Raw genomic sequence first — 11822 nt, 5'->3', positions numbered from 1 at the left:
GAATAAACAGAAGAAGGACATCGCTCTTCAATGGAGAAATTGTTGTTCACCACAAACCGTCAGAAGGACAAGCCTCTTACGCTAGGTGAGATGGTGTATCGAATTCGTAGAGAGTATTTCGGGCAAATCGTCGTGTGCGTTCACCAACAAGCCCTAGAGAAGAAGCCGTTATTCGACATCCTTAAGCAGCTTAAGCTACCTGCCTAATTGGCTGTACCTGGATCCTGCTATAGGTCAACCCACTTGCCCAGTGAGAGCAAAATCGCAATACTCAAGTAATATAATAAAGATAGTCTCATAAGAAACGAATGATAAGAGGTGAACGGTGGCTTTGGATTACATTTATGAAAGCATTCAAATGAACAATGATTTGCCCATTAATATTTTTCTTCATAATGCGCAATTTGTGGTGGACCACTGGCATGACAGCATTGAGTTACTGTTCGTTCTCAAAGGAAAAGTCGATGTCTATATTGAAAAGAAAAGATTTACCCTACAAGAAGAGGATGTCTTGATCATCAACAGCAATGAAATTCATTCCATTCAATCTTTTGAGAATAATTTGTTGCTTGCTTTGCAGATTCCCATTTCATTCATTAAGACGCACTTTGCAGATATTGATCAAGTTAGGTTCCTATGCAAATCCTTTCTATATGGAGAGGAAGAGCAAGAGAAATTCAATGAAATTCGCTCTTTATTAGCCGAAATGATGTGGGTATATAATAAAGAAAATTACAGCTATCAGCTTAAAATAAAGTCATTACTATTTGAGCTAATTTATGTGCTTCTATGGAAATTCAGAGAGAGTCGTACTGAAACGAGCAGTCGGATTGGTTCTAAATACACAGAGCGTATGTTAAGTATTGTGAATTATATCCAAGATAACTATAAGAAACCATTGAGTTTGCTTGATATTGCGAGGCAGGAGCATTTATCGGTTCCGTATTTATCCAGCTATTTTCAGAAGAGTATGGGGAAGTCCTTTAGTCAGTATGTCAATCAGCTTCGATTGAAGTATGCTGTCAGAGATATTACATACACAGATCATTCCATTACTCAAATTGCTATGGATCATGGATTTCCGAGTTTAAAGTCATTTCACAAGGTGTTTAAGGAAGTTTATAAGATAACTCCGATTCAATACCGTAAGGGTTTGCAAAGGCATGAAGAGCATGAGAACCTGCCTTCAAATGATTATGGGACTTACTTGGATTTTGATCGTGAGAATGCGTATGAGGCTTTGTTCAAGTATTTGCCTTCACCTGATCAGCAAACAGCCGATAAGACGCTTGATAAAGGTGTAGTCACAAAAGAAATTAGGGTGCAGCTTGCCGGTAAGAGTAAGGTGATTAAGCCTTATTGGCGAAAAATATGTACGATAAGCAAGGCGAAGGAAATTTTACAGAGTGAAGTGCAATCGCATTTAAAGTTGATTCAGGAAAAGGTTCAGTTTAGCCATATAAGGTTTCATGGGATATTTGATGATGAGATGATGGTCTATCGTGAGGATGCACAAGGCAATCCGATATTCAATTTCTTCTATGTCGGACAATTGATAGATTTCATACGAAGCATTGGACTTCGCCCTTATATTGAGTTTGGGTTCATGCCCAAAGATTTAGCGAGTAGTGAGTTTTCTCTCTTCTATAAGAAGAGTAATCTGAGCAAACCCAAGGATCTAGGGAAGTGGAGAAAACTCGTGGAGCAATTGCTCTTGTACTGCAAAAACCGTTATGGTGAAGAAGAGATGAAGCTTTGGTATTTTGCTTGCTGGAATGAACCTGATTTGCAAATTTTTTGGTCAGATACGTTCGAAGATTATGGCGAAATGTATATTCAGACGTATCAAGCTGTTAAAGCGAGCTGCCCTAAATTCCAAATTGGGGGTCCAGATCTATTTTCGGAAACGGTATATCAAGAGTCTTGGTTAGATTATTATTTAGATTTCTGTATCACAAATCACTGTATTCCTGACTTTATTTCATTTCACAGTTATCCAGTACGAATTGTTGAGCAGACATTAGTAGATAAACCCATATCTTGGATGCATTTGAGTAATGATAATTATTTAAATGAAACGATTCATTTGTTAAAAGATAAATTGAAAGCAAAGCTCTCGCAACTGCCTGATGTTCATGTAACGGAATGGAATTCAACACCATTTCATCGCGATTTGACGAACGATACCTGCTATAAAGCAGCTTATATTGTGAAGAATATACTAGAAAATATAGATGAAGTGCAGAGCTTAGCATACTGGTCCTTGACGGACTTACTGGAAGAACTGCCAACAACTGAGGAAACCTTTCATGGTGGATTGGGCTTAATAACGAGCAATGGAATCCAAAAGCCAGGCTATTATGCATATAAATTGTTAGGCAAGCTCGGTGATCGCCTATTGGAGCTAGGTGATGGATATTGTCTCACACAATCGTCGCAAGGCTATCAATTGATGGTCTACCATTACTGTCATTTTGATCGATTGTATGGTATGTCTGATTCACTAGGAATTGACGCCTTGAATCGATATCATGTATTCAAAGACACGAATAATTTAGAGATGAGTTTTACGATCCAAGGAATACCAAGTGGTATATACAAGCTTCGTCAAACTAAGATAAATCGGGATCACGGTAGCGCTTATGATACATGGCTTGAGATGGGTGCACCAAGTTCACTTGATGCAGATGAAGTGGCCTATTTGAATCGTAAGGCTGTACCCAATCAAGTGAGGAAGACGATTGATATCCAAAGTTCGCTTGATATTAAATGTAAATTAAACCCTCATGAAGTTCGATTATATGAACTATGGCCTGTGTATGATGCATAGGGGCTGACCCATAAGTAGATTTTTGTACGACCGGAGAAAGTCTTCTCATTCCAAAAAAACACAAAAGTGAGTAAATCAGCGCTTCTCCCGTTATTGAAGAAGCGTTGATTTGCGTTTTTGGTCCACTAATACCTACGTATATTTCACTCGAAAACAACAAGGGCTGACCCAAGCAGCCATTTCATGGCTTTTGGGTTAGCCCATTTTTATGATTTTATTGAAAGCGCTTAATTTACTAATAATAAAAATCATGAAATTTGGTCTATTTTTGAATAAGAAACGGAAAGTTGAATGAACAAAAATTGTCTATAATCAAAAATGTAAGGGATTACATTATGGTTCGTAGAAGCTTCCTTACTATGATATTTACAGGGGGTATATGTATGAATAAACAAGTTTCATGGAAAGAAAGAATTAGTTATGGTCTAGGAGATACGGCTTCTAATCTTATTTTCCAGACGGTTACCTTATACTTAATGTTTTACTATACGGATGTATATGGATTGAATGTCGCAGCTGTAGGAACCTTATTCCTTTTAGCGAGAATTATTGATGCGTTCGACGGACCGATATTTGGAGTTTTGATTGACCGCACGACTTCGAAATATGGGAAATCCAGACCCTGGTTCCTTTGGTTATCGATTCCGTTCGCGGCAATTGCAATTCTTGCGTTCATGTCGCCGGATTTCGGGGATACAGGAAAATTGGCTTACGCGTATATTACCTATATTCTACTGAATGTTTTATACGCAGGTATTAACTTGCCACTCACTTCGATTTTGCCAAGTATGTCAAGTGATTCACAGGAAAGAACGGTAGTGTCATCGGTTCGTATGATTCTGGCGCAAGTAGGAGCTATATTTGTCAGTATTGCGACACTACCTCTTGTTGATGCGTTAGGAAAAGGCGATCAAAAACAGGGTTTTATGTTAACGATGATGATCTATGCTGGTGTAGCGGTCGTATTTTTCCTGATTACATTTAAAAATGTAAGGGAACGTGTTCAAATTGACGGCAATGCTCCAGTCCCTTTTAAAGAAGGAATAAAGGCAATTAAAGGGAACACACCTTGGTGGATCCTTTTGGCTACTGGCCTGTTCGTATTTATCGGAGTTACAGCAAAGGGTCCTGCTACTATTTATTACTTTAAATATAACCTAGGTAGAGAAGACTTAATTCCGCTTGTTAATGGCCTTAACGTTCTAATGTTGCTTGCGATTATACTAGTTCCTTTTTTAAGTAAGAAATTAGGTAAACGCAATGTGGTCTTTACGGGTATGATCATTGGTATTGTGGGGCAAGTCATTATCTATCTAGGTGCACAGATGATGTCTGTTCCTGTTGCATTAATGGGTGTTATAATCAGTAATTTTGGTGGGGGCTTTGCATTTGGTCTTCTGTTCGCGATGATTGCTGACACGATTGATTATGGAGAATGGAAATCAGGAGTAAGGGCACCAGGCTTACTATCTGCCGCAAGCAGTTTTGGTGCTAAGTTCGGAATGGGGCTCGGGGGTGCGATTGCAGCTTGGGTTCTAGCGTTAGGGAAATATGCACCGAATCAAGCGCAAGCGCCATCGGCTTTGCTAGCAATTGAATTCAATTTTGTATGGTTACCATTAATTTCGAATGTCATTGTTATTCTATTATTCCTGTTCTATAAGCTAGATAAAGTTGAGCCCCAAATGATTAGTGACTTGAAAGCTCGTAGAGGCACAACGGGAATTGGAGCCTAAAATTGCCAAGCAAGAAGGAACCCATTCAATCACGTAATAAATCACCGACTTCGTGGTGTGAGTCGAATGGAGAGCTTAGAGATTATTTTAGAAAAAGCAGAGAGCAAATACTTGATGATCTATTACTAATAATTGATAGAATTTAACTAGGGAGATGAAGGACATCATGGAAAAATATGCATATGAAAATCTGTTGGCGGAACTAGAGAGACGGACAGAGGTTAAGAACTTCAAAGGTCTAGATATGATGATTAAAAAGCTTCCAGATTCAGATGCTGAGGGAGAAATGGACGCTCGCGTTTTGCAGACAACAATCGAAAGTGCTGAAAAGATGGCTGCGATGGGCAAGCCACCTGAGGGAGAGTTCGATTTAATGGCAATGGTTCAGGGGATGCGTGCAATGATGGGCTGGCCGAATACAGATGTAACAACAACGGATATTCGTACAGAATCGAGAGATATAGAAGGTTCAGAGGGCTCTGTCCCAGTTCGGATCTATTCTCCAGCTGAAGGCTCGAATGTCCCAGCGGTAGTCTTCTTCCATGGTGGTGGTTTCCTGGGAGGTACTTTGGATGTAGTGGAGAATCCTTGTAAAGCAATTGCTGAGAAAGCAAATGCAGTTGTTGTTTCGGTGGATTACCGCCTTGCACCTGAGCATCCGTTCCCTGCAGGATTAAACGATTGCTTCGATGCTGTTCGCTGGGTATATGAGCATGCAGTAGAACTGAATGTAAATCCGAATCAAATCGCAGTATGTGGCGATAGCGCAGGTGGGAACTTATCAACGGTATGCGCGATGAAGGATAGAGATCTAGGAACAGGTATGATTAAATTCCAAGCATTGCTTTATCCGACGGTGAACATGGCTGGGGCAGCAACGGATGATTTCGAATGGAATATCGAAGAGTACACGATTAACAATCATCATGAGCTGATCAAGGGACTATTAATGGGTATGGGTGATATGACGGCTATGCTGGACAATATTTATTTACAAGGTAAGGTTCCTGCAACAAGCGCTTATATTTCTCCCTTATTAGTAGAAGATTTAAGCGGTATGCCTGACACATTAATTATTACCGCACAGTATGATTATTTGACACTTGAGTGCGAAGCCTACGCTAGAAAACTACAACGTGCAGGCGTTAATACACAGTATATCCGTTATAATGGAATGGACCACGCGTTCATGGATAAAATCGGCATTTACCCACAAGCGGAGGATTGCATGAACGAAATAGCTAAAGGAATTAAGCGCGTTTTTGGATAATAACGTGCATGGTAATATAAAAGATCGCCCTCCTTATCTTGTCTTAATCAGCAAGATGAAAGAGGGCGATCTTTATTTAAATCTCACCACTTAATGTCCACGCATTGATTTCTTGAAAGCCTTTGCGTATTTATCTTCTGCACGGCAAAAATAAATCTTCAAATAGTTGAAGCTGGCTTTCTGGTCTACGATACACGATTGAACACTCCCAAGTGCACGAATTTTCGCGGGAATTCTACATTTCCCTTGCATTTGAATTCGCATTGAGAGGCTACGAACCCTTGTTATTACTGAGAAATTTGAATGTTCAGCAAGCCTAAGTAGAAGGATTTTTTTCGTGAAGAAAATAAGGTTCCAGACACATCTCAAGAGATGTGTCTATTCGTCGTACTTGTATAAACACACCCCATACACAAATCTCATTCCTCAGACGGAGAAAGTATCCATCTGAAGCCAGTTATCTAAATCTAGATACTAAAATAAAATAAATTTAACAATGGAATCACTCTTTTAAATCGTACGGGAGAGGATGGTTATAAGGTGGAGAAAATTATAGAAGTACGGGGTATTAGTAAGGTGTACGAGAAAAGAAAGACGAAAGAGAAGATACATGCCGTTCATGATGTTTCTTTTCATGTGAATCGTGGAGAGGTTCTCGGTTTATTAGGGCCCAATGGCGCTGGGAAAACATCAACGATAAAGATGCTCTGTGGTTTGTTAGAATCGGATGCTGGTTCTATATCTATTAATGGCTTAGATATTTGCAAGAAGAGACTCAAAGCTCTAGAGCATATTAGTGCTGTATTAGAGGGGAACCGAAATTTATATTGGCGACTTACCGTTCGGGAAAACCTAGAATATTTTGCGGGTAACCGGGGTTACTCTCGGAAGCAAGTTGCCTATCAAGCGGATAAATTATTAGAGCAATTCAACCTTAAAGAAAAGGAGAATGAGCTGGTCAATGGATTATCCCGGGGGATGCAACAAAAGTTGGCGATCGCTGTAGCACTATTAGCTAATACGGATGTCATCTTGCTGGATGAGCCAACGCTCGGTTTGGATGTTGAGGTAAGTTATGAATTGCGTAAAATTTTAAAAACGATAGTTAAGGAAGAAAAACGCACGATTATTATTAGTTCACATGATATGCCCGTCGTTCAGGAGTTGTGTGACCGTGCCATTATCATTAATAAAGGTGAAGTTGTGATTGACGACAGGGTGGAGAATTTACTTAAGTTATTTGAAACAAGGGCATATTCAATTAAGTTGGGTGAGAAATTAAGTGTAGAGCAGGAGAATAAACTGTTGAGTATATTCCCTTTAAGTACTTATAAAGCAAGCTCCCATGAAACGATCGTGGAAGTTAATTTAGAGCATGGTCAGGATATCTACGAGTTGTTCGATCTTATGAAAAAGGAAGGAACCATGGTGGAAAGTATTGATCGTATAACCATTGATTTTGAACAAGTGTTTATTCAGATTGTAAAGGGAGGGAAGACCCATGAAATGGCTCCATTTATTCAATGCTAATTTTCGTAAGGAATATATTGAGATGAAACGTTATCTACCGAACACTATTGCGTTAGTAGTCACTTTTTACATTATATTTCTGGCTGCATTTTTTGGAATTATGTTCATAGGGGATCCAGCTAGTTTTGATATGAACGTTCAATATTCAATTGTAAGTGTAGTCTTTTGGAGCTTAACTATGATGACGATGAACTTTATTGGTTATTCGGTGATAACAGAAGCGACGCGTGGAACGTTAGAACAGTTATATATGTCTCCGATGGGGGTTTGGAAAATCATGCTCACGCGGATCATCAGTCAATTGGGTTTGCAGTCTGTTATTATGATCATCTTACTTTTTGGTGCCATGCTAACCTCCGGACAGTGGTTGAGTCTTAACCCCATGACAACGATCCCGATTATTGTAGTTACTATGATAAGTATGGTAGGCGTTAGTTTTATGATTGCTGGTTTAGCTATTATCGTGAAACAAATTCAAGCGTTTTTACAGATTTTTCAATTTGTTTTGATGGGGCTTGTATTTGTTCCATTAACTGTAGCGCCGTTTCTAGCTTTCGCCCCATTCGTCAAAGGAGTGAATATGGTAAGAACAGTGATGCTGGAGAATCTGACGTTAACAGAGTTGCCTTTATCAGATTATGGCGTACTATTATTAAATTCGCTGGTATATTTGATTTTAGGGCTCGTTGTGTTTGATCGCTGCGAGAAAATTGCCATGAAGAAAGGTCTTTTAGGGCAATACTAGCGTACAAAATCGTTTATTCGTCGGGTTGTATATAAGTGTAAATGACTAATGATTAGGGCACCCAATCGGGTGTCCTTTAGTTTCGCCCTCATTTATGATACGGTGAACCGTACCATAAGTAACGGCGAAAAGTTTTGGACTTGACGCTCACGGGGCGCAGAAGCTGGGTTACGGTGCAAGAAGCTTAAAGTCAAATAGAAACTTTGAGTTTATGATTCAGTTTAGGGACTTTTCCGTCGAAAGGAAAAGCCCCTTTTTGAACTATTTGATTCAAGACTTTCTCCATTATGATTTCGTGGTTGTAAAATAGGACTCCCCTAGAAGTTCCTTCACTTGATAGCTGCTTGGTGAAAGTTCTTTTTCAACAAAAGCGTTGATTTCCGACTTTTCAATATCATACATAACTTCAATTTCTTTAGAAAATAATAGCTTTTCTTTTTCAAGCAAGTTAGAAAGGGATGGTTGTTGTTTTGGTTGTATTTCTTCCGTATTTAGCATTTGCTGCAGGCCCTCAACATAGGACTCCAACGGACGACTACCTACGATCTTCAATCCTTTATTCTCCTCGTTGATCATAATGATCGTCGGGAAACCTCTAACGCCAAGACTTCTAGCGAGACTAAAATCTTCATTCAATAATTGTTGGCCGGTTTGTTGTTCGGCATCTTGAACAATAGCTTCTCCATCAAGTCCAAGCTGATTTACGATGTCTATCATGATGGATTCATCGGCGATATTTCGATTAAATGCGAACAGAGCTTCTCGTGATCGTCTTAAGTACTCATAGGCTAATGCATCTTTATAATTTTTTTGAATCACTTTAAATACACGAGAAGGCGGGAAGGAGGATTGAACCGGATTGTCAAGCATCAGTGAACCGTCAATCGGCATGCGCGAATATTCTCCAACCTCTCTCCAGTGGCCGAAGACGTCAGCAGGTCCTGATATTCCGTTACGTGGGTCGACAGGCTCATCGCTCCATTTTTCCAGCAATCCACCCATAACCGTATGAAAGTTGAAAAAATGCCCATGCTGCTCTTTAAAACGACGAAGAACAGGTTCAAGCGCCCAGCAGTGAGAGCAAATTGGATCGGTTACATAATAAACTTTAATGGATTTTTGAGGTTGATTAAAATCGATCATCTCTATTTCTTCCTCCCCAGCTACGCCACATACACCTGTTTCTAAATCACAAATCATATGATTATCGTTCGCTATTCGTTTATCCTCATTTACCATGATTGTTGCCTCCTTGAAGTGTCATAAACAAGCATTACTAGAAACATCGCTTTGTTTTACAATCATATTCTAGACATAAAAAAACTATTGGAACACCAATAGATCATTCCATTTGTCGTTTATGCAACACATTGATACAATTGTTTAAAAAGTTGGAGGGACATGATATGACTCAATCAAGGATAGATCCCCGAGTTTTACGAACTCGTAAGTTAATCATGGACTCTTTTATTGAACTTTCAGGTAAAAAAGAATTCAAGGATATTACCGTTAAGGATATTACAGCAGAGGCTAAGATTAATCGTGCAACGTTCTATTATCACTTTGAAGATATATATGACTTGCTCGACAAAGTTTTATCGGAAGTGTTATTGATTAATTTGAACGCCATAGACTTCGAGAAAAGCGAACTAAATGAAGAATCGATTATTAATATCTTCGTGGCCATAACGGATTTCCAAAGAGCATTATCCAGTCGGTGTCATAGAGGATACGATGAGACCATAGCCCGCATTATTAGGGAGCAACTCGAAATCATTTTCTACGGAATGTTGCGCAAACAACATACAACGAAAGAGGATGAATCTCTAAAAATTACAGCTGTTATTTTAAGTTGGGGCGTTTATGGTGCTTCTGTGGAGTGGAGGAGAAATCGGAAGGAGTTATCGCCGGAAGAATTTATCAAGTCGGCCATTCCTTTTCTGATGTCTGGGAATGAACACGTGTGAGGCTGCTATAATGTCTAAACTAAGATGGAGAATAAAATTTAATCCAATCGTAAGGATGATCTGCATATGAAAATTTTATTAGTCGAGGATGATAAGACGATCGCGTCGGGACTGGAATATTCGCTGCAGCAAGATGGTTTTTCAACCGTTCTCTGCCATGATGTCGCCTCGGCCCAACAGGTGCTCGCTGAAGACATGGATCAATTCGCTATATGCTTGTTCGATTTACAGCTTCCGGACGGAAGCGGCTATGAATTATGCAAGATGGTGAAGGAGCGGGGAGACATTCCTGTCATCTTCTTAACAGTGATCGACGATGAGGTCAATGTCGTGATGGGACTTGACATGGGAGCTGACGATTACATTACCAAACCTTTTCGAGTTCGTGAGCTCCTCTCCCGGATCAAGTCCGTGTTACGGAGATACCAGAAGCCGTCCCAAACGAAAACGACCATAGACATCGATACTGTCCGAATTCATACGCTGGAAGGCAAAGTGCATAAAAACGGCGCCGAAATTTCATTGACCGCCTTAGAGTATCGCTTATTGCTGATCTTCGGCAGCCACATTGGACAGGTTCTCACAAGGAATCAACTTCTAGAGCAAATCTGGGACGTGGCTGGCGACTTCGTGAACGACAATACGTTAACGGTTTATATCAAAAGGCTGAGGGAAAAGCTGGAGGATGATCCAGGGCATCCGACATTGATCAAAACGGTACGCGGTTTAGGCTATAAGGTCGGTGATTAGATGCTGCGGAATCGAGAAATTCAGATTTTATTGCTCATCATGGGCTCGATCAGCTTAACGGCGATCGTCGCCGCTGCTTTCATTTCGTCTGTCGCGACGGCGTTCGTTACCATTCTATCCATTCTGCTTATTGGCTGCAGTTTATTATTCACGAGATGGAGATATCGCGAGCTTAGCATTTTAAAGAATGATATTTACAAAGTGACGCTCATGCTAACGAGCACCGATCGCTATTGCAGCGGGACAAAATTCAACTGACGGATGCCATATCCGATATTTCGCATCAGTTCAAAACGCCATTAACCTCCATGACGGTGATGGCGGATTTGTTAAGCGTCCCTGACCTGCCTCTGGCCAAAAGAACGGAGTTCACCCATCATATTCGCATCCAGCTTGAACGCATCGATTGGCTTGTTTCTTCCTTATTAAAGCTATCGAAAATTGACGCGAAGACCATCCCATTCAAACAAGATCGAATACCCATGAAAAAACTTATCTAAAAGGCATTAGAGCCGGTTATGATTCCGATGGATATTAAGGGACAGACGGTTTCCATCGCGGGCGATGGCAACGTCTCGTTTGTCGGCGATTTCAATTGGACTGCCGAAGCGGTCATCAATATTTTGAAGAACGGCGTGGAGCATACGCCTGAAGGCGGAGCGATCGCCATCACATTTTCAGAAAACGCGTTATTTACTGAAATCGTCATTGCTGACAATGGAAAAGGCATTCCGAAAGAAGATTTGCCTTATATTTTTAAGCGTTTTTACAAAGGAAAGAACGCCGAAGGGAGCATCGGCATAGGGCTTGCGATGGCTCACAGCATCATTGCCAGCCAGAACGGAGTGATCGATGTGACAAGCGACAGCGAGAAGGGTACGCGGTTTCGGATTAAGTTTTATATGCAAGTGATTTAGCGGCACTCCGTAAGTGACTGAATTGTCACCTCCATAGTCACTTGAAAGTCATTTTAGACAGATAAAATGATATTCAT

At 40.3% G+C, this 11822-nt stretch carries 9 protein-coding genes and 1 pseudogene; 9 read left to right on the top strand and 1 reads right to left on the bottom strand.

Features of this window, described 5'->3' with window-relative positions:
• Nucleotides 1–30: 30 nt before the first annotated feature.
• The 6 genes from MHH52_RS21395 to MHH52_RS21370 all read left to right on the top strand — a co-directional run bounded on the left by MHH52_RS21395 (nucleotide 31) and on the right by MHH52_RS21370 (nucleotide 8111).
• The gene (locus MHH52_RS21395; protein WP_340004349.1) at nucleotides 31–207 is read left to right on the top strand and encodes a hypothetical protein; all 177 of its coding nucleotides are present in this window, start codon (nucleotides 31–33) and stop codon (nucleotides 205–207) included.
• A gap of 118 nt (nucleotides 208–325) precedes the next feature.
• Complete coding sequence (locus MHH52_RS21390) at nucleotides 326–2830, top strand: helix-turn-helix domain-containing protein (protein WP_340004348.1); 2505 nt, start codon at nucleotides 326–328, stop codon at nucleotides 2828–2830.
• Nucleotides 2831–3213: 383 nt separating this feature from the next.
• The gene (locus MHH52_RS21385) at nucleotides 3214–4566 is read left to right on the top strand and encodes an MFS transporter (RefSeq protein WP_340004347.1); all 1353 of its coding nucleotides are present in this window, start codon (nucleotides 3214–3216) and stop codon (nucleotides 4564–4566) included.
• A 166-nt stretch (nucleotides 4567–4732) separates the two neighbouring features.
• Nucleotides 4733–5836, top strand: coding sequence for an alpha/beta hydrolase (locus MHH52_RS21380; RefSeq protein ID WP_340004346.1), 1104 nt, complete (start codon nucleotides 4733–4735; stop codon nucleotides 5834–5836).
• Nucleotides 5837–6376: 540 nt separating this feature from the next.
• Nucleotides 6377–7366, top strand: coding sequence for an ABC transporter ATP-binding protein (locus MHH52_RS21375; RefSeq protein WP_340004345.1), 990 nt, complete (start codon nucleotides 6377–6379; stop codon nucleotides 7364–7366).
• Nucleotides 7338–8111, top strand: a complete 774-nt coding sequence (locus MHH52_RS21370; protein ID WP_340004344.1) for an ABC transporter permease — start codon at nucleotides 7338–7340, stop codon at nucleotides 8109–8111. Before MHH52_RS21375 ends, MHH52_RS21370 begins: the two co-directional genes overlap by 29 nt.
• Nucleotides 8112–8396: 285 nt before the next feature.
• Here the strand turns inward: MHH52_RS21370 and MHH52_RS21365 are convergent, their stop codons facing one another.
• Nucleotides 8397–9350, bottom strand: coding sequence for a DsbA family protein (locus MHH52_RS21365; RefSeq protein ID WP_340004343.1), 954 nt, complete (start codon nucleotides 9348–9350; stop codon nucleotides 8397–8399).
• 167 nt (nucleotides 9351–9517) lie between these two features.
• Between MHH52_RS21365 and MHH52_RS21360 the strand changes: the two genes are divergently transcribed.
• From MHH52_RS21360 to MHH52_RS21350, 3 genes and pseudogenes are all read left to right on the top strand, one after another.
• The gene (locus MHH52_RS21360) at nucleotides 9518–10078 is read left to right on the top strand and encodes a TetR/AcrR family transcriptional regulator (protein WP_340004342.1); all 561 of its coding nucleotides are present in this window, start codon (nucleotides 9518–9520) and stop codon (nucleotides 10076–10078) included.
• A 66-nt stretch (nucleotides 10079–10144) separates the two neighbouring features.
• Nucleotides 10145–10828 carry a response regulator transcription factor gene (locus tag MHH52_RS21355; RefSeq protein ID WP_340004341.1) on the top strand — a complete coding sequence of 228 codons (684 nt, stop codon included), beginning with the start codon at nucleotides 10145–10147 and terminating at the stop codon, nucleotides 10826–10828.
• Nucleotides 10829–11745 (top strand): annotated as a pseudogene (locus MHH52_RS21350) (HAMP domain-containing sensor histidine kinase).
• The last annotated feature ends 77 nt before the right edge of the window (nucleotides 11746–11822 follow it).

The sequence above is a fragment of the Paenibacillus sp. FSL K6-0276 genome (assembly GCF_037977235.1).
GTDB lineage: Bacteria > Bacillota > Bacilli > Paenibacillales > Paenibacillaceae > Paenibacillus_AQ.
The sequence above is the reverse complement of the archived record's forward strand: the minus strand, read 5'-3'. Positions and strand labels throughout refer to the sequence as shown.

Bases quoted from the DNA above. Each gene is read 5' to 3' on its own strand.
- MHH52_RS21380 (WP_340004346.1), top strand. From the start codon at position 4,733: ATGGAAAAATATGCATATGAAAATCTGTTGGCGGAACTAGAGAGACGG.
- MHH52_RS21365 (WP_340004343.1), bottom strand. From the start codon at position 9,350: ATGGTAAATGAGGATAAACGAATAGCGAACGATAATCATATGATTTGT.
- MHH52_RS21395 (WP_340004349.1), top strand. From the start codon at position 31: ATGGAGAAATTGTTGTTCACCACAAACCGTCAGAAGGACAAGCCTCTT.
- MHH52_RS21360 (WP_340004342.1), top strand. From the start codon at position 9,518: ATGACTCAATCAAGGATAGATCCCCGAGTTTTACGAACTCGTAAGTTA.
- MHH52_RS21370 (WP_340004344.1), top strand. From the start codon at position 7,338: ATGAAATGGCTCCATTTATTCAATGCTAATTTTCGTAAGGAATATATT.
- MHH52_RS21385 (WP_340004347.1), top strand. From the start codon at position 3,214: ATGAATAAACAAGTTTCATGGAAAGAAAGAATTAGTTATGGTCTAGGA.
- MHH52_RS21355 (WP_340004341.1), top strand. From the start codon at position 10,145: ATGAAAATTTTATTAGTCGAGGATGATAAGACGATCGCGTCGGGACTG.